Origin of the sequence: Pseudomonas sp. 9.2(2024) (assembly GCF_039695385.1) — a bacterium.
Classification (GTDB): Bacteria; Pseudomonadota; Gammaproteobacteria; order Pseudomonadales; family Pseudomonadaceae; genus Aquipseudomonas; species Aquipseudomonas paraglycinae.
On record NZ_CP155585.1, the window covers coordinates 134486 to 153203 of the forward strand.

At 61.5% G+C, this 18718-nt stretch carries 15 protein-coding genes; 8 read left to right on the top strand and 7 right to left on the bottom strand.

Annotated features, from left to right (window positions below):
• Positions 1-17 precede the first annotated feature (17 nt).
• Positions 18-1484 (top strand): autotransporter domain-containing protein, encoded by a 1467-nt coding sequence (locus ABFB52_RS00625; RefSeq protein WP_129972445.1) that lies wholly within the window; start codon positions 18-20, stop codon positions 1482-1484.
• 105 nt (positions 1485-1589) lie between these two features.
• On the opposite strand, the gene oadA is transcribed toward ABFB52_RS00625, so the two are convergent.
• On the bottom strand, positions 1590-3398 hold the full coding sequence (oadA, locus tag ABFB52_RS00630) for a sodium-extruding oxaloacetate decarboxylase subunit alpha (protein ID WP_011336637.1): 1809 nt from the start codon (positions 3396-3398) through the stop codon (positions 1590-1592).
• Between the two features lie 11 nt (positions 3399-3409).
• The gene (locus ABFB52_RS00635) at positions 3410-4825 is read right to left on the bottom strand and encodes an acetyl-CoA carboxylase biotin carboxylase subunit (protein WP_007954255.1); all 1416 of its coding nucleotides are present in this window, start codon (positions 4823-4825) and stop codon (positions 3410-3412) included.
• A gap of 190 nt (positions 4826-5015) precedes the next feature.
• Here ABFB52_RS00635 and ABFB52_RS00640 point away from each other — a divergent pair, with 190 nt between their 5' ends.
• Positions 5016-5978: a LysR family transcriptional regulator gene (locus ABFB52_RS00640; RefSeq protein WP_039765068.1), complete on the top strand. Its 963-nt coding sequence runs from the start codon at positions 5016-5018 to the stop codon at positions 5976-5978.
• Here the strand turns inward: ABFB52_RS00640 and ABFB52_RS00645 are convergent.
• The 3 genes from ABFB52_RS00645 to ABFB52_RS00655 form a co-directional block, all read right to left on the bottom strand.
• Entirely contained in the window at positions 5920-6126 is a 207-nt protein-coding gene (locus ABFB52_RS00645) for a hypothetical protein (protein WP_007954251.1), read from the bottom strand. The two genes, ABFB52_RS00640 and ABFB52_RS00645, sit on opposite strands and share 59 nt — an antisense overlap.
• 108 nt (positions 6127-6234) lie before the next feature.
• Positions 6235-7101 carry a transcriptional regulator HexR gene (gene hexR, locus ABFB52_RS00650; protein ID WP_007954250.1) on the bottom strand — a complete coding sequence of 289 codons (867 nt, stop codon included), beginning with the start codon at positions 7099-7101 and terminating at the stop codon, positions 6235-6237.
• 150 nt (positions 7102-7251) lie between these two features.
• Positions 7252-10125, bottom strand: coding sequence for a GGDEF domain-containing phosphodiesterase (locus ABFB52_RS00655; protein ID WP_129972446.1), 2874 nt, complete (start codon positions 10123-10125; stop codon positions 7252-7254).
• A gap of 259 nt (positions 10126-10384) precedes the next feature.
• Between ABFB52_RS00655 and uvrD the strand changes: the two genes are divergently transcribed.
• From uvrD to ABFB52_RS00675, 4 genes are all read left to right on the top strand, one after another.
• A complete protein-coding gene (uvrD, locus tag ABFB52_RS00660) occupies positions 10385-12568 on the top strand; it encodes a DNA helicase II (RefSeq protein WP_007954248.1) in 2184 nt (727 codons plus the stop codon).
• A gap of 53 nt (positions 12569-12621) precedes the next feature.
• The gene (locus tag ABFB52_RS00665) at positions 12622-13062 is read left to right on the top strand and encodes an EamA family transporter (RefSeq protein ID WP_102717917.1); all 441 of its coding nucleotides are present in this window, start codon (positions 12622-12624) and stop codon (positions 13060-13062) included.
• 175 nt (positions 13063-13237) lie between these two features.
• A complete protein-coding gene (locus tag ABFB52_RS00670) occupies positions 13238-14116 on the top strand; it encodes a Tim44 domain-containing protein (RefSeq protein WP_102717918.1) in 879 nt (292 codons plus the stop codon).
• A 138-nt stretch (positions 14117-14254) separates the two neighbouring features.
• Positions 14255-14662 (top strand): SMI1/KNR4 family protein, encoded by a 408-nt coding sequence (locus tag ABFB52_RS00675; protein WP_007954245.1) that lies wholly within the window; start codon positions 14255-14257, stop codon positions 14660-14662.
• A 21-nt stretch (positions 14663-14683) separates the two neighbouring features.
• On the opposite strand, the gene ABFB52_RS00680 is transcribed toward ABFB52_RS00675, so the two are convergent.
• Positions 14684-16447, bottom strand: a complete 1764-nt coding sequence (locus ABFB52_RS00680) for a cation:proton antiporter (protein WP_064379734.1) — start codon at positions 16445-16447, stop codon at positions 14684-14686.
• Positions 16448-16729: 282 nt separating this feature from the next.
• Between ABFB52_RS00680 and ABFB52_RS00685 the strand changes: the two genes are divergently transcribed.
• The gene (locus tag ABFB52_RS00685; protein ID WP_003229693.1) at positions 16730-17212 is read left to right on the top strand and encodes an acyl-CoA thioesterase; all 483 of its coding nucleotides are present in this window, start codon (positions 16730-16732) and stop codon (positions 17210-17212) included.
• Positions 17213-17314: 102 nt separating this feature from the next.
• Here ABFB52_RS00685 and pdxY read toward each other — a convergent pair whose 3' ends face one another.
• Positions 17315-18187, bottom strand: coding sequence for a pyridoxal kinase PdxY (gene pdxY / locus ABFB52_RS00690; protein ID WP_129972447.1), 873 nt, complete (start codon positions 18185-18187; stop codon positions 17315-17317).
• A gap of 117 nt (positions 18188-18304) precedes the next feature.
• On the opposite strand from pdxY, the gene ABFB52_RS00695 reads away from it, so the two are divergent.
• Entirely contained in the window at positions 18305-18718 is a 414-nt protein-coding gene (locus tag ABFB52_RS00695; RefSeq protein ID WP_007954242.1) for a DUF3301 domain-containing protein, read from the top strand.

Consider the following 18718-nt stretch of genomic DNA (forward strand, 5'->3'; position numbering starts at 1 on the left):
CACATGAGACGAACTGAATGCCCATTCAATGCAAATACAAGCTTCAACATCTTGTGCTGGCGGTTGCGCTGGCAGTCGGTTGCGTGGAATTTTCTCTGGCGGAGCAGTCGGAGCCCGATGCGCCCGTCATGGACGAAGTGAAACCCAAGCCTGCGCGCAAGAAGAAAGAAAAACCTGCTCCGCCCAGTCTCGCTCCAGAGCCACTGCTTGCAGAAAGTATCGCTCCGACGCCAGAAACATTTCCGGTCAGCACTGAGATTCCAGCGGCACCCCTTCCTGCACCCGATGACATTCCCTCCGAGAAGGTCGCCACGACGCAAAGCGGCAGCGCACTCAAAGAAAGCCTGGAAAAACCAGCGCCCTTACCGGAATCGGTTCTGGCCGAAACGTCCGCATCTCAACAAACCCAAGTGGTAGACCAGCCGCCGTCAACGGATTCCCCTCTACCTCCGGGAAACGCAGCCATCGAAGCCCTGCTCGCTGCCGACGAAACTACGGCCGCCCTCGCCTACGATCAACTGGCCGGCGGCAGCAACGCCAACCTCGCCAAGGCCACCTTGAGCAGCGTCACACCGGTCAGCGCCAGCCTGCTGTCGGCCATGCACCAGCTCGATAACCTGCATGAAAACCAGCCAAACGCACCGCGCCACGCGGCCGGAAATGCCGAGAGCGGCAGGGTCTGGCTGCAGGCCCTCGGCCACAGCGGGAAACTGGATCGCGATGTGGAGCCCATGCAGCATTCCACCAAAGGCCTGCTGCTCGGTGCGGACTGGCGCCTCGACGAAGAATGGCGACTGGGTTTGATGGGCGGCACCTCCGATACGCGCATGGACAGCAAGGAACTGGACGGCGACCTCGACAGTTGGCACCTCGGCGCTTACGCCCTGCGACAGACCGGCCCGCTGTCACTTCGGCTCGGCGCAGCCTGGAGCAACCATGAAGGCAGTACCCGCCGCGAAGTCGCGTTCGGCCGCTTCCATGACCGACTGAAAGGCAACTACCAGGCCAGCACCCAGCAAGTGTTCATCGAGTCGGGATACAACCTGGGTCGGGCCAACGTCAGCATCGAGCCATTTGCCAGCCTCGGTTACCAACGCTACCAGCGCGACGGCTACACCGAGAAAGGCGGAGCGGCGGCGCTCAAGGTTCACGCTCAATCCCAAGGCAACTTCAACACCACCGTCGGCCTGCGCATGGCGAAAGTCAGCACGCTGGATAACGGCATGCGCCTCACGCCACGACTCAGCGCGGGGTGGAAACACGTTTATGGCGAGACCTACACCAGCACCCGGCAACGTCTGGTCACCGGCGGCCATGACTACACCGTTTACGGCGCGGAGCTGGATCGCAACAGCCTGACGCTCGACACCGGGCTTGATCTGGCCGTCTCGTCCAGCCACACACTCGGTGTTGGCTTGTCGGGTGAGATCGGTAGCGACAGCCGAAACCACGGCGTATCGGGGCAATGGCGAATGGCGTTCTAAGTCCGGACGGGTTGCTGCCGCACGGTGCGGCAGCAATTTGAAAGCAAAAAAAAAGGGGAGCACATGCCCCCCCGAGGTTTAAAGCGTTGTATCGAGGCCGTTATCTCAGCCTTCGATCTCGATCAGGATTTCGCCCGGGTTCACCCGGTCACCCTTGGCGACATGAATGGCGGTGACCTTGCCGGCAATCGCCGCCTGGACTTCGGTCTCCATCTTCATCGCTTCGGTGATCAGCACAGCCTGGCCCGCCTTGACGGTGTCGCCTTCCTTGACCAGCACGTCGACGATGTTGCCCGGCATGGTGGTGCTGACGTGGCCCGGGGCCGAAGCCTGCTTGCGCTTGCTGCTGCCGCCGCCGACGAATTCGTTGAGCGGCTCGAACACCACTTCTTCCGGCATGCCGTCGATGGACAGGTAGAAGTGACGCTTGCCCTCAGCCTTGACGCCGACACCGGTGATGTCCACGCGGTAGGTTTCGCCATGCACGTCGATGACGAACTCGGTCGGTACGCCTTCGCCGCCGGCCGAAGCCACCTTGCCCGCTTCCGGGATCGGCAGCAGCACTTCCGGAGTGAGGGTGCCGGCGGCACGCTCTTCGAGGAACTTGCGACCGATGTCCGGGAACATGGCGAATGTCAGCACGTCTTCTTCGGACTTGGCCAGTGCGCCGATATCGGCACGCAGCTTGGTCATTTCCGGCTTGAGCAGATCGGCCGGACGTACGTCGATCACCTCTTCGCTGCCGATGGCCTGGCGACGCAGCTTCTCGTTCACGGTGCCCGGCGCCTTGCCGTAGCCGCCTTGCAGGTAGAGCTTCACCTCGTTGGTAATGGTCTTGTAGCGCTCGCCGGCCAGCACGTTGAAGAACGCCTGGGTGCCGACGATCTGCGAAGTCGGGGTCACCAGCGGCGGGAAGCCAAGGTCTTCACGCACGCGCGGAATCTCCGCCAGCACTTCGCCCATGCGGTTCAGAGCGCCCTGCTCTTTCAACTGGTTGGCCAGGTTGGAAATCATCCCGCCCGGCACCTGGTTCACTTGAACACGGGTATCGACGGCGGTGAATTCGCTTTCAAACTGGTGGTACTTCTTGCGCACGGCGTAGAAGTACAGGCCGATTTCCTGCAACAGCTCCAGGTTCAGACCGGTATCGAACTCGGTGCCCTTGAGTGCAGCGACCATCGATTCGGTGCCAGGGTGGCTGGTGCCCGAAGCGAAGCTGGAGATGGCGGTGTCGATGTGGTCGGCACCGTTTTCAATTGCCTTGAGCTGGCACATGGCTGCCAGGCCGGCGGTGTCGTGGGAGTGGATAAACACTGGCAGCGACTGCTCGGCTTTCAGTGCACGCACCAGCTCACCGGTCGCGTATGGGGTCAGCAGACCGGCCATGTCCTTGATCGCCACCGAGTCGCAACCCATGGCTTCCATTTGCTTGGCCTGGGCGACGAACGCGTCGATGGTGTGCACCGGGCTGGTGGTGTAGGCGATGGTGCCCTGGGCGTGTTTGCCGGCAGCCTTCACCGCTTCGATCGCCACGCGCAGGTTACGCACGTCGTTCATCGCGTCGAAGATGCGGAACACGTCGATGCCGTTGACTGCGGCCTTGGCGACGAACGCTTTGACCACGTCATCGCTGTAGTGGCGGTAGCCCAGCAGGTTCTGGCCGCGCAGGAGCATTTGCAGGCGGGTGTTGGGCAACGCAGCGCGCAGTTGGCGCAGACGCTCCCACGGGTCTTCTTTCAGGAAACGCACGCAAGCGTCGAAGGTCGCGCCGCCCCAGCATTCCAGCGACCAGTAGCCGACTTTGTCGAGCTTGTCGCAGATCGGCAGCATGTCTTCGGTGCGCATGCGGGTGGCGAGCAGCGATTGGTGAGCGTCGCGCAGGATGGTGTCGGTTACGAAAATCTTTTTAGTCATTGTTCTATTCCTCACAGGCCTGCGTGGGCGGCGATGGCGGCGGCGATGGCCAGGGCCAGCTCTTCGGGTTTGCGCTTGATCGAGTAGTTGGTCAGTTCAGGGTGGCTTTCAACGAAGCTGGTATTGAACTGGCCGCTACGGAATTCCGGGTTGCGCAGGATTTCCTGGTAATACGCGGCGGTGGTCTTCACGCCTTGCAGACGCATGTCGTCGAGGGCGCGCAGGCCACGGTCCATCGCCTCTTCCCAGGTCAGCGCCCACACCACTAATTTCAGGCACATCGAGTCGTAGAACGGCGGGATGGTGTAGCCGGTGTAGATCGCCGTGTCGGTACGCACTCCAGGGCCGCCGGGGGCGTAGTAGCGCGTGATCTTGCCGAAGCTCGGCAGGAAGTTGTTTTTCGGGTCTTCGGCGTTGATCCGGAATTGCAGGGCAAAACCGCGGTGCTGGATGTCCTCCTGCTTCACCGACAGCGGCAGGCCGGAGGCGATGCGGATCTGTTCGCGGACGATGTCGATCCCGGTGATTTCTTCGGTGATGGTGTGTTCCACCTGCACCCGAGTGTTCATCTCCATGAAGTACACCTCGCCCTCGGCGAGCAGGAACTCCACGGTGCCGGCGTTCTCGTAGCCTACGGCCTTGGCTGCACGCACCGACAGGTCGCCGATGTAGGCGCGCTGTTCCGGGGTCAGTTGCGGGCTCGGGGCGATTTCGATCAGCTTCTGGTTGCGGCGCTGGATCGAGCAGTCACGTTCGAACAGATGCACGACGTTGCCGAAGCTGTCGCCGAGGATCTGCGCTTCGATGTGTTTCGGATTGACGATGCATTTTTCCAGGAACACTTCCGCCGAACCGAAGGCCTTGGTGGCTTCGGAAATGACCCGGGGGAAATTCTGTTCGAGTTCTTCGCGGCTGTTGCAGCGACGGATACCGCGACCGCCACCACCGGAAGTGGCCTTGAGCATCACCGGGTAACCGATGCGGTCGCCCTCGCTCAATGCTTCCTCGATGCCCGAAACGTTGCCTTCGGTGCCCGGCGTGACCGGTACGCCGGCCTTGATCATGCTGCGGCGCGCTTCGGTCTTGTCGCCCATGCGGCGGATGACTTCCGCCGACGGGCCGATGAATTTGATTCCGCGTTCGGCGCAGATGTCTGCCAGCTCGGCGTTTTCAGAGAGGAAACCGTAGCCGGGGTGCAGCGCATCGCAGCCGGTTTCCACGGCCAGGTTCACCAGCTTGCGCGGGTTCAGGTAACCGGCCAGCGGCTCGGCACCAATGCTGTGGGCCTCGTCCGCACGCTTGACATGCAAGGCATGCCGGTCGGCGTCGGAATAGATCGCGACCGAGCGGATGCCCATCTCGGCGCAGGCACGCACGATTCGTACGGCAATCTCACCACGGTTGGCGATCAGGATCTTTGTTATCACTTGGAGGTTCCCTTGAGCCGGTGGCACCACGACCTGCTAGACCCAGGTCGGCACGTGACCAAATGTTTCAATCTGGTCTCGGCTCCACACTAGCGCTGCCAAGGGATTAACAAAAATGAATAAAAATTGGGTCAGGCATAAGTAAAGACTTATAGTCAACGCATCAGCCCGCGGCCAGAGTCGGTAGAAAATGCGTAAGTCTTTGATGCGTATGACATTGCGTCAATTGCAGATCTTCAACGAAGTGTGCGATTTGCGCTCCTACAGCCGTGCCGCCGAGGAAATGTCGCTCACACAACCGGCCGTCAGCCTACAGATTCGTCAGCTCGAAGAGCTGATCGGCCAGCCATTATTCGATTACGTGGGCAAAAAACTCTACATGACCGAAGCGGCCGAAGCACTTCAGCGCGCCAGCCGGGACATCTTCGGCCGGTTGGAAAACCTCGACATGCAGCTCTCGGACATGCAGGGCTCGCTGCAGGGCCAGTTGAAGCTGGCGGTGGAATCCAGCGCCAAATACTTCGTGCCGCATCTGTTCGCGGCGTTCAAGCGTCAGCATCCGGAAGTAAATCTGCAACTGACGGTGGTCAACCGTGGCCAGGTGATCCGCCGGCTCTCCGACAACCGCGACGATCTGGTGATCATGTCGATGGTGCCCCAGGACATGGGTCTGGAATTCCTGCCGTTCCTCAACAACCCGATCGTCGCCGTGGCGCGGCCGGATCATCCGCTGGCACACATGGGTCCGCTGCGTTTGCAGGACCTTGAGCCGTACACCCTGCTGATCCGCGAACCCGGCTCGGGCACGCGACTGGCCTGCGAGGAGTATTTCAAGGAGAAGCGCGTGCACTTCACCCAGACCCAGGAAGTGGCGTCGGCCGAAGCCCAGCGTGAATGCGTGGTAGCGGGTCTGGGCCTGGCGCTGTTGACGCGCCACGCCCTGAACCTGGAGCTGGCGACCGGCGGCCTGGTCGAGCTGCCGGTCGAAGAATTGCCGCTGTTTCGCAGCTGGTGCCTGGTGCAAGCCAAAGCCAAGCGGCTGTCACCGGTGGCGCACGCCTTCCTGGCGTTTATCCGCAGCGAACGGGTGCAGATCAGCGCGCTGGTTGAGCGCTTCGACGGGAAGCTGCCGGCGCTGCCTGCCAGTGATTGATGTCCTCGGGAAAATCGCCGATTTCGGCCTGAAGCTGGCGAAGTTCGAAGCGATCTTCGATGGCGCGGCGAAACTCCATGCGGCGCTGGTCTTCCTGCTGACGACGGGTTTTCGCGGCGCTGTTGCGTTCTTCGTAAGGCTGAGCCATTTCGAGTCTCCCAAGGCGTTTACGGGAGTTTCACGATAGGCGCGGTGGATGACGATTTGGCTGCGTCGGGGTTACAGGCAGATGAAGATTGCCATCACCCCACGACAATCAGTCATCCAGCGCTTTCACCGATTTTGGCGACAGCCGCAAGCTGCGCAGGCTGCGCTTGACGCTCTTGAGGTGGTTGACCAGGCTCGGCCCGCGCGCCATGGCCACGCCCATCGCCAGTACGTCGATCACCACCAGGTGAGCGATACGCGAGGTCAGCGGCGTGTAGATTTCGGTGTCTTCGTGAACGTCGATCGCCAGGTTGACGGTCGACAGCTCGGCCAGCGGTGTCTGGCTCGGGCACAAGGTGATCAGCGACGCACCGCTCTCGCGAACGAGGTTGGCGGTGATCAGCAAGTCTTTGGAACGGCCGGACTGGGAAATGCAGATCGCCACGTCTGTCGGCTTCAGCGTCACCGCCGACATCGCCTGCATATGCGGGTCGGAATACGCCGCGGCGGTCAGCAGCAGACGGAAGAACTTGTGCTGCGCATCCGCCGCCACCGCGCCCGACGCACCGAAACCGTAGAACTCGACGCGCTGGGCCTGGGACATCAGCGTCACCGCGCGTTGCAGCTCCAGAGGATCGAGCTTCTCGCGAACCTCCATCAGCGTGTGCAACGTGGTGTCGAAAATCTTCAGGCTGTAGTCGGCGACGGAGTCGTCTTCATGGATCGCGAACTGACCGAAGCTGGCGCCGGCCGCGAGGCTTTGCGCGAGCTTGAGTTTCAGATCCTGAAAACCGGAACAACCGATGGCCCGGCAGAAGCGCACGATGGTCGGCTCGCTGATGCCGACGCTGTGAGCCAGGTCGGCCATGGAACTGTGCATCACTGCCGCAGGGTCAAGCAGCACGTGGTCGGCGACCTTGAGCTCCGACTTGCGTAACAGGTGACGTGACTGGGCGATGTGTTGCAGCAGATTCAAGGGGCTGGACTCTTGTTATGGAAAGATGTGCTTTGGCCAGATGCCGGGGATGTAGCAAGTTTGTAGTTATACTACATGAATCGGCTTTTTGCCTGCTCAATGCGTAACTCGATCCCCCCGGATCAGGCGACATGCGCTGCATGTAGCCCTTTACAGCGGTTTTTCCTGTTCACGCAGCAACGCGGCAAGGCCGACCGCCTCCACCGGACGGCTGATCAGATAGCCCTGCACCTCGTCGCAACCTTCAGCTTTCAGAAACGCCAGCTGCTCGGATCGCTCGACACCTTCGGCGACAACTTTCAGTGACAGCCCGTGAGCCATCGCAATGATCGCCCGGGTGATCGCCGCGTCCTCGCTGCCCTCGCCCAACCCGCGAATAAAGGCCTGATCGATCTTCACGTAGTCCACCGGAATCCGCTTCAGATAGCTCAGCGATGAATAGCCGGTGCCGAAATCGTCGATCGCCAGTTTCACCCCCAGATCCCGCAACTGCTGGAACGTGGCGATGATGTGTTCGACGCTGTCGAGCAGCTGGCTTTCGGTCAGTTCCAGTTCGAGGTAGTGCGGTGCCAGGCCGGTTTCCTCCAGCACCTGACGCACCAGACTGACCAGTTTGCCCTGGCGCAGTTGATGCACCGACAGGTTCACCGAAACCCGGATCGGCGCCAGCCCCTGACGCTGCCATTCACACGCCTGCCAGCAGGCCTGACGCAGGACGAATTCGCCGATCGGCCCGATCAGCCCTGTTTCTTCGGCCAGACCGATGAAATCCCCCGGCGGTACCCGGCCCATGGTCGGGTGATCCCAGCGCACCAGCGCTTCCGCCGCGTTGAGACGCCCGGTCGCCAGGCACAGTTTCGGTTGATAGAAGACGTTGAGCTGCTTTTCCTCGATGGCTTTGCGCAACTGGTTTTCCAGTTGCAGGCGCTCCAGCGTGCTGGCCTGCAGACTGTCGGTGTAGAACTGGAAATTGTTGCCGCCCAGGTGCTTGGCATGTTGCATGGCCATGTTCGACTGGCTGACCAGCGCGGAAATCTCCCGGGCATTGTCCGGCAGCATGCTGATGCCCATCGAGGCGCTGACCACCAGTTCATGCCCTTCCACGGTCAACGGCAGACGCAGCTTGGTCGACAGTCGCGTGGCGACCCGCGCCAGACTCGACAGATTGCCGTAGGCGTCGAACAGCACCGCGAACTCGTCGCCGGACAGCCGGGCGATGGTGTCGGCTTCCGGCAAGGCGTTGACCAGACGCCGAGACATCTTTTGCAGCAACTGGTCGGCGATCTCATGACCGAGGCTGTCGTTGAGCAGCTTGAAGCGATCCAGATTGATATGCAGCAGCGCCAGACTCCGGCGCCCGCCCTGCCGCACGCGCTGATGAGCTTCGTGCAGGCGTTCGCGGAACAGCGAGCGATTGGCCAGGCCGGTGAGTTCGTCATAGTGGGTCAGGTAGCGCATGCGCTCTTCGGATTCGCGGCGCGCCGACAGATCGGCGAAGAAGCCGACGATATGGCTCACATTTCCCCGACTGTCGCGCACGGCATTCAATTGCAGCCATTGCGGATACAGCTCGCCGTTCTTGCGGGTTTCCACCAATTCGCCCTGCCAGCTGCCGTGCTGCTCCAGCGCGTGACGGATCGCGACGTAGTGCCGACGGGCGTCGCGACTGCAAGGCAATTCGACGACGTTGCGCCCGAGCATGTCGCCGATGTCATAGCCGGTGACCCGACTGAAGGCCTGATTGATGGCGATCAGCGAATAATTCGGGTCGAGGATAACGATGCCTTCGCTGGCGGCCTCGAACACCGTCGCAGCCAGCTGCTGCTGGGCTTCCAGGCTTTTGCTGACGCTGATGTCGCGGCGGGTGCCGACCATGCGGATGACCCGCCCGTTTTCGTCGCGCTCCACCGCTCGCCCACGGTCTTCGATCCAGACCCAGTGGCCGTCGCCATGGCGCACGCGGTACTCGATCTGGTAGTCCTCGGTGCGCCCCTTCAGGTGCTCGATCAGCGCTCGTTTGAGCGGCGGCACATCTTCGGGGTGCAAGCGTGGCCGCAGATGCCTGAGTAGCCCGGTGACGTATTCCGGGTCAATGCCAAACAGTTCCTGAATCTGTGTGTGGTGAACTTCGTCGGTCTGCAGGTTCCAGTCCCACAGCCCCAGCTCACTGGCTTTCAACGCCAGGGCCAGGCGCGCCTCGCTCTTGCTCAGGGCCTGGTTGGCGACGTCCAGTTCCCGGCTGCGCTGGGCGACCCGGTCCTCCAGTTCAACTTGGGCTTCACGCAACTTGCCCTCGGCGCAACGCCGGTGTTCGATTTCCTTCGCCAGCTCCTGATTGAGCTGTTCGCTGCGGGTTTGCGCTTGTTGCAGGTGTTCGATCAGATGCTGGTTCTGGAAGCGCCGCAGCAAACCGCGATCGATCAGCCGATTGACCTGCCACGCCACCACACTCAGCGAGCCGAGCAGGATCAGCCCGAGCCAGCCCCAGCCGCGCGCCAGTTCGTCACCGCCCCAGAACAGGTAGCCGATGGCCGGCAGCAGGCACGGCAAGGTAAAGGAAAGGAAGGCCGGAATGCTCACGGCGTAGGCCACGCTGGCCGACAGGGTCGCGGCACCGATCAGGCCGAACACCCAGGCTTGCTGCATGAAGTTGTCGGCCGGGACCAGGGCGATGCCGGCACCGGCCAGGGTCAGGCCGGTCATGGTCGAGCCGAGCAGGAACATCCGCCCCCAGATCGGCTGGGCCTGGCGATCGGGAATCGCCGAATCGAAGGCCGCGACCTGAATCACCCGCAACGCCACCAGCGACAGCAGCCACACCAGCCAGACGCTGACCACGAAGTAACGCTGCGGACTCCAGAGCAGACCGGCGCAGACCAGACCATTGATCAACATGAACAGGGTTGGCAACAGCGAACCCTGATAAAGAAGGCGCGTGCGCTCGACCGCCATCTGGGTGGCGTAATGCTTGCGGATTACCCTGGGTTCCACAGAGGGGCCCGACAGGTCGAAGCTGAGGGTCATAGGCAACGTTCTTGTTCTTATAAGTGTGAGCATGCGCCCGGAAACGTGGACGGAGCATACACAAGCCGAACCACTTGCCAAACTGCCCCAGATCATAATTTCACCGAAACTTTTCAGCCTCCCGACACCCGCAAAAGCCCCCAAGCGAGGCGGGCCAACGCCTGTAGCCGGTGACCGACCGGTCGTCATCGGCAGGACTTTCATCGGCTAATGCAAAGCTCGGTTTGCCCGGGCCTGCGGCGCACCCTAGAATGCCCCGATGCGCGATGATCTCTCCCTTCTGCTGAACTCCCTCAACGATGCCCAACGCCAGGCCGTAGCGGCTCCCGTTGGTCGTCAATTGGTCCTGGCCGGTGCCGGCTCCGGCAAAACCCGAGTGCTGGTGCACCGTATCGCCTGGTTGATCCAGGTCGAAAACGCCTCGCCCCACTCGATTCTGTCGGTGACCTTCACCAATAAAGCCGCTGCCGAGATGCGTCACCGCATCGAGCAATTGCTGGGCATCAACCCGGCCGGCATGTGGGTCGGTACCTTCCACGGCCTGGCGCACCGCCTGTTGCGGGCGCACTGGCAGGAAGCCGGGCTGAGCCAGACCTTTCAAATTCTCGACAGCGACGACCAGCAACGCTTGGTCAAGCGGGTGATCCGCGAGTTGGGACTGGACGAGCAACGCTGGCCGGCCCGTCAGGCCCAGTGGTTCATCAACGGGCAGAAAGACGAAGGTCTGCGTCCGCAACACATTCAGGCCAGCGGCGATCTGTTCCTGGCCACCATGCGCGGCATTTATGAAGCGTACGAGGCGGCGTGCCAGCGTGCCGGCGTCATCGATTTCTCCGAACTGCTGCTGCGCGCCCTCGACCTGTGGCGCGACCACCCGGGCCTGCTGGCGCACTACCAGAAGCGTTTCCGACATATTCTGGTGGACGAATTCCAGGACACCAACGCCGTGCAGTACGCCTGGTTGCGTCTGCTGGGCAAGGGTGGCGACAGCCTGATGGTGGTTGGCGACGACGACCAGTCGATCTACGGCTGGCGCGGCGCGAAAATCGAGAACATCCACCAGTACTCTTCTGACTTTCCGGATTCGGTGACCATCCGTCTGGAGCAGAACTACCGCTCCACGGCCGGCATCCTGAAGGCCGCCAACGCCCTGATCGCCAACAACACCGGACGTCTCGGCAAAGAACTGTGGACCGATGGTGGCGACGGCGAAGCAATCAACCTTTACGCCGCCTTCAACGAACACGATGAAGCGCGCTACGTTGTCGAAACCATCGAAAGTGCGCTGAAAACCGGCCTGGCTCGCAGCGATATCGCGATTCTCTACCGCTCCAACGCCCAATCGCGCGTTCTGGAAGAAGCCTTGCTGCGTGAACGCATTCCGTACCGCATCTATGGCGGTCAGCGCTTCTTCGAGCGGGCGGAAATCAAGAACGCCATGGCTTACCTGCGTTTGCTGGAAGGTCGCGGCAACGATGCGGCCCTGGAGCGGGTGATCAACGTCCCGGCTCGCGGCATCGGCGAGAAAACCGTCGAAGCGATCCGCGACCATGCCCGTCACAGCGATGTGTCGATGTGGGAAGCCATGCGCCAGCTGGTGGCCAACAAGGGTCTGACCGGTCGCGCCGCCGGTGCGCTGGGCGCGTTTATCGAGCTGATCGAAAATCTCGCCGCCAAGTGCGCCGAGATGCCGTTGCACCTGATGACCCAGACCGTTATCGAGCAATCCGGACTGATCGCCTACCACGAAGCGGAAAAAGGCGAGAAAGGCCAGGCCCGGGTGGAAAACCTTGAGGAACTGGTCAGCGCCGCGCGCAACTTCGAGAACACCGAAGAAGACGAAGAGCTGACGCCGCTGGCGGCGTTCCTCGGTCACGCTTCGCTGGAGGCCGGCGACACCCAGGCCGACGAGCACGAAGACAGCATTCAGTTGATGACCCTGCACAGCGCCAAGGGCCTGGAATTCCCTTACGTGTTCCTGGTGGGCATGGAAGAAGGCCTGTTCCCGCACAAGATGAGCCTGGAAGAACCGGGGCGCCTTGAGGAGGAGCGGCGACTGGCCTATGTCGGCATTACCCGGGCGATGCAGAATCTGGTGATGACCTATGCTGAAACCCGACGCCTGTACGGCAGCGAAACCTACAACAAGGTGTCGCGTTTCGTACGGGAAGTACCGAAAGGCCTGATTCAGGAAGTGCGTCTGTCCAACAGCGTCAGCCGGCCGTTCGGCGGCAACCAGTCGATGGGCGGCAGCAACCTGTTCAGCGGCAGCGAGATTCCGGAAACCGGCCTGAGCCTTGGTCAGGCTGTCCGTCACTCGATCTTCGGCGACGGCGTGATCCTCAATTTCGAGGGCGCCGGCGCCCAGGCGCGGGTGCAGGTGAACTTCGCCGAAGGCAGCAAGTGGCTGATGCTCGGGTACGCGAAGCTGGAAGCCATATAAGTCACCGTTCGTTCCCGCGCCCGGCGCGGGAACGGGCACTGGAGGCAACATCGATGGGCTCGGGCTTCTTTTCTTCCTGGACGTTCTGGGCCCTGCTCTCGGCGACTTTCGCCGCGCTGACGGCCATCTTCGCCAAGATCGGCATCGAAAACGTCGACTCCGACTTCGCTACCCTACTGCGCACAATCGTCGTATTGGTCAGTCTGGCCTTGATTTTGTACGCCACGGGCCAATATCAGTCCTTGGGATCGATCTCCGCCAAGAGCTACCTGTTCCTGCTGTTGTCGGGCCTGGGAACCGGCGCTTCGTGGCTGTGCTACTTCCGGGCGTTGAAAGTCGGACCGGCATCGCTGGTCGCCCCGGTGGACAAGCTCAGCGTGGTCTTCGTGGCGGTGCTCGGTGTGATCCTGCTGGGCGAGAAACTCGACCTGCGCCAGTGGGGCGGCATCGGCCTGATCACCGCCGGTGTGGTGATGCTGGCCTTGCGGCGCTGATCCATTTCCTGCTGAACCTATCGCCTTTTCCTACAGACAAAAGTACATGGCCTTATTGCCCTGACCGAGCTGAACGTAACCTGTCAGGCAAAAGCCCGAAACACTCTCTCGCTAGCCAGTAACACTTCAGCTGTGCAACATGGCGCGCGTGTCTCCACAAACGGGAATTCCCTTTATGAAACGTTTTCTTAGCATCGCCATGGCGTTGTGTATCGGCCTGACGATGAGCCTCGACGCCAACGCCAAGCGCTTTGGTGGTGGCAAAAGCGCCGGCGCTGCGCCGACGCACCAGACCAGCCAGATGGCTCCTTCTTCCCCAGGCATGGGCGGCGCTGCGGCGACCGCTGGTGCTGCCGGTGCCGCAGGCGCTGCGGCCAAGGCCGGCGGTGCTTCGAAATGGCTCGGCCCTCTGGCCGGCATCGCGGCCGGTGGCCTGCTCGCTTCCATGTTCATGGGCGGTGGCTTCGAAGGCATGCAGTTCTTCGACATCCTGATCATGGCCGTGATCGCGTTCGTGATCTTCCGCTTCATCGCCGCCCGTCGTCGCAAGCAGCAGGAGCAGTTCGCTCCGGCCGGCGCGCCGATGCAGCGTGAAGTGTTCGAACAGAAACCGGCAGCCATGGGTTCGATCTTTGGTGGTTCGGCCGCGCCTGCTGCCACCCGTCCGGTGATCAACGCGCCGACCTGGTTCAACGAACAGCGCTTCCTCGAAGCTGCCCGCAGCCACTTCCAGGCGCTGCAGCAGCACTGGGACGCCAACGAAATGGACAAGATCGCCGAGTTCGTGACTCCGCAGATGTTCGAGTTCCTCAAGCGCGAACGCGCGGAGCTGGGTGACGCCTTCCAGTCCACCTACATCGACAATCTCCAGGTGCAACTGGATGGCGTGGATGACCGTGCGGACAAGACCATTGCCACGCTGACCTTCAGCGGCGTGTCGAAGACTTCGCGTTTCGACCAGCAGGGCGAAGTGTTCAGCGAAAGCTGGAACATGGAACGTCCACAGGGCGACAACCAGCCTTGGCTGGTCGCCGGTATCCGCCAGAACGGCTGATCACCTCCGACGTTTTACCCGCAGTAATGAAAACCCCGGCCTCGGCCGGGGTTTTCTATTTCGCGGTTGCATCTATAGCGAGCTACTGTATAAACCGCCCCATATAAACCGCGCCATTCAAGCAAGAGGATCCCGGACGTGGAAGAAATCATCGAACAACTGCGCGAAGCCAACGAACCCGTACCGGTTCCCCTGGAGTTGCCCGACGAAGACCAGTTGGTGGAAATCGAAGAAGAGCTCTTCATCAACATCCCGTTCGTCTTCAAAGAGTTTCTGCTGACCGTCAGCGACGTGGTTTACGGCAGCCTGGAGCCGGTGACCGTCACCGACCCGCAATCCCACACCTACCTGCCGGACGTTGCCGCCAACGCCTGGGATGCCGGCGTGCCGCGCGACCTGATTCCGATCTGTCAGGACGGTGATGACTACTACTGCGTCGAAGAAGACGGCACCGTGGTGCTGTGGTCGGGCGAAGAAGAACTGATCACCGAAGAGTCCTGGGAATCGGTCTGGCACTGGGCTCGGGACGTCTGGCTGGAAAGCTGAAACGCCCCTCCCCATGGGTGGTCAGTGCCCCGACGGCTCCTTGTGGTTGTCGAGGGTTTCCAGCAAGGCCACCTGCATCCGCGTGTGCACCCGGATGAACCAGCGCCAGAGCAGCGCCGCCACGGCGGCCGCGACCACGGCGATCAGCACCAGCAACTTGTTGGTCGGCAAGATACTGGCCGACAAGGCTGCCAACAGCAGGAAAATCACCAGCAGCGAGATGATCGGGATCACTTCGGCGATCACCCGGCGCACTCGCTGCGTGTGACGCCCGGCCATTTCCGGCTTCACGCCCATCTCCGCCAGCAGCATCGACAGCGCCTTGAGCTTGCGATAGGCCGCGATCAGGAACGGCAACGACACCAGCAACGCCCCGCCCCAGATCAACGCCTTCTGCCAGCTAGGATCGCTGATCCAGTCCTGCATCCAGATCGAGAGGCGTCCGGCAAAGAAAGCGCCAGCAAAGAAAATCGCGATCACCAGCGCCAGATTGACCCCGACCTGCAGCAGGATCCGCCGGATCATCGACGCCAGCATCGCGCCCTCACCCTGCGGCTGAATGCTGCGCAGCCATTCGCCGTACATTCCGAACACTCGACCGAGGCGCTGCGGCATCGCGGCGGACAGCTTGATCGACAGCGGATCGGCAGCCCGGATCAGGTACGGCGTCAGCAACGTGGTAATCACCGAAACCGCCACGGCCACCGGATACAGGAAGTTGCTGGTGACCTGCAGGGTCATCCCCAGCGCCGCGATGATGAAAGAAAATTCGCCAATCTGCGAAAGCCCCATCCCGACCCGCAGTGAGGTGCGTCCGTCATTCCCCGCGATAAACGCCCCGAGGCCGCAGGACAGCATCTTGCCCAGCACCACGGCCACAGTGATCACCGCAATCGGCCACGCGTATTGCAGAAGGATCATCGGATCGAGCATCAGGCCGATGGCGACGAAGAAGATCGCACTGAACAGGTCGCGAACCGGCTCGATCAGGCGCTCGATTTTCAGCAGTTGCCGCGACTCGGCCATGATCGCGCCGATCAGGAACGCCCCGAGCACCATGCTGTACTCGAGTTTGACCACCAGCAGGCAGAAGCCGAAACACAGGCCCAGCACGGTGATCAGCAGCATCTCGTTGCTTTCGAATTTCGCCACGTAGGCCAACAGTCGCGGCACCAACAGAATGCCGACGACCAGCGCGACGATCATGAACAGTGAGAGCTTGCCGACGGTAGAAAACACTTCGCCGGAACTCACCGTGCCGCTGACCGCGATGCTCGACAGCAAGGCGATGATGCCGATGCCGAGAATGTCCTCGACGATCAGCACACCGAAGATCAACTGCGCGAAGCGCTCGTTTTTCATCTTCAGGTCGTTGAGCGCCTTGACGATGATGGTGGTCGAGGAAATCGCCAGGATCGCGCCGAGGAACAGCGAATCCATGGTGTTCCAGTCGAACCAGCGGCCGATTTCGTAGCCGATCCAGATCATCAGGACAATTTCGAGGAACGCCGCGATGAAGGCCGTCGCGCCGACCTTGAACAGCTTGCGCAGGCTGAACTCCAGGCCCAGGCAGAACATTAGGAAAATCACCCCCAGCTCGGCGAGGGTCTTGATGGTTTCTTCGTCGTGGATCAGGCCGAATGGCGGTGTGTGCGGGCCGATGATGAAACCGGCGACGATGTAGCCGAGTACTACCGGCTGCTTGAAGCGGTGGAACAGCACGGTCACCACACCTGCGACCAACATGATCACCGCCAGATCCTGAATAAAGCTGATGGCATGCATGGTGTGGGCTCCTTGAATGACGAGGCTCACGCAGGCATGGGAAATGTCTGGGCGAGCTGAGTAAAAATCCGCTTTGGGTGTAGGAATCGCCCTTGGGAAGGCGCTTTTGCAGGGTAACACCGCGACTTCCGGCTGAAAGGCGGTGCAATATATGGAAACAGATCGATTCGGGCGTGACGGCGGCCAGTTGCCTGGCGTCCCGATAACGGTGCTTTTGAAAAGCGACCAGGCACCCGCAGAGGTGTTTCTTCCAGCAACCCTGCCTTGACCCGTGAGAACGTTATGGAACCCGGAAACGCCCAGCTGTCGATGACGGTACTGATGACCCCCGACATGGCCAACTTCTCTGGCAATGTCCATGGCGGCACCCTGCTCAAATACCTCGACGAAGTGGCCTACGCCTGCGCCAGCCGTTATGCCGGCCGCTACGTGGTGACCCTGTCGGTGGATCAGGTGATTTTCCGCGAGCCGATCCATGTCGGCGAACTGGTGACCTTCCTGGCGTCGGTGAACTACACCGGCAACACCTCGATGGAAGTCGGCATCAAAGTGGTGACCGAGAACATCCGCGAGCGCTCGGTACGCCACACCAACAGCTGCTTCTTCACCATGGTCGCGGTAGACGATCAGCGCAAACCCGCCGCCGTACCGCCGCTGCAACCGCAGAACAGCGAAGACAAGCGCCGCTACATGCAGGCGCAACAACGCCGGCAGATCCGTCAGGAGCTGGAAAAGCGCTATCAGGAAATCAAGGGCGACGCCTGAGATTTTAGCGATCTGACGACCGCTATCGCGAGCAGGCTCGCTCCCACAGGTGATGTTTTATCCGTGGGAGCGAGCCTGCTCGCGATTGAAGCCGGCGCGGTATCAGAGGCTGATCGGCGTGGCTTCGAACTTCACCCGCGGATGCGCAATCCGGTCTTGCGCCCGCACCAGTTGCAGTTCGTAACTGGCGCAGGCCTGGGTTTCCAGCAGCACTTCATGCACCGCTGCTGCGGTGAATTCAAACGCCGCCACCAGGCTATCCCCGAGCAGCACGCGCGCCAGAAACAGTCCGGACGTCAGATCGCCCACTCCCACCGGCTGACGCGGAAACGCCAGCAGCGGACGCCGCAGATGCCAGCTGCCCTCGGCGGTCACCAGCAACATTTCAAAGCCATCCGCCGGTTTGCCCGGATAATCCAGATGTTTGACCAGCACCGCTTTCGGCCCACGAGCCAGCAGCGCCCGCGCCATCGCCAGGCAATCGAACAGCGACTGCGGTTTGCGTCCGGAGAAGCTGTCCAGCTCCAACTGGTTCGGGCACATGAAGTCCGCAACGGCAGCGGCTTCTTCCAGCAGGAAATCACTGACTTCAGCAGGAACGCTGCAGCCCTTTTCCGGATGCCCCATCACCGGGTCGCACAGATAAAGGGCTTTCGGGTTGGCCGCCTTGATCCGCTCGATGCCACTGAGAATCGCCCGCCCCTGCGCCGCACTGCCGAGATAGCCGGACAGCACGGCGTCGCAATTGCCCAGCTCACCGATCGCGGCGATGCCTTCGACCAGTTCGGGGATCCGCTGCGGCGCCAGCACTTCGCCGGCCCACTGGCCGTACTGTGTGTGGTTGGAGAACTGCACCGTATTGAGCGGCCAGACATTTACCCCGACCCGCTGCATCGGAAAAACCGCAGCGCTGTTGCCGGCGTGGCCGAACACCACATGGGACTGGATGGCGAGCAGATGAGGCGTACGTTTCATTCGGGTTTTTCCGTAAAACGATTGAAATTCAAGCCGCGCAGTATGCGACGAAACGCAGCCTGTACGACAGACCGGCGACGCAGTTAAGCTGACGCCATCATTTGGAGTTTCGTGTTGATGCTCACCCTGGAAAACATTTTCGTGCTGATGCTGTTCGCCGTCGCCGGTGCGTGGCTCTGGCACAACCACGGCTTGCGCGAGCGGGCGCTGGAGCGGGTCAAACAGCATTGCGTGAATGTCGGCGTCGAGTTGCTCGACGGTAACGTGGCACTGAAGAAGATCGGCCTGATCAAGGACGCCAGCGGTCGGCGACGTCTGGCCCGGGTCTACAATTTCGAATTTACCGTGACCGGCGAAACCCGACACAACGGCACCATCACTCAATTCGGCGCGCACAGCGCGCAGATTGAACTGGCGCCCTACCCGGCACCATTTGATGACACGCCGCCCGTAGTGGAAGTGACCAAGCCGCGTGGTGAAGTGATCGAGCTGAGCCAGTGGCGTCAGGAACACACCAAGTGGAAGCCTTGA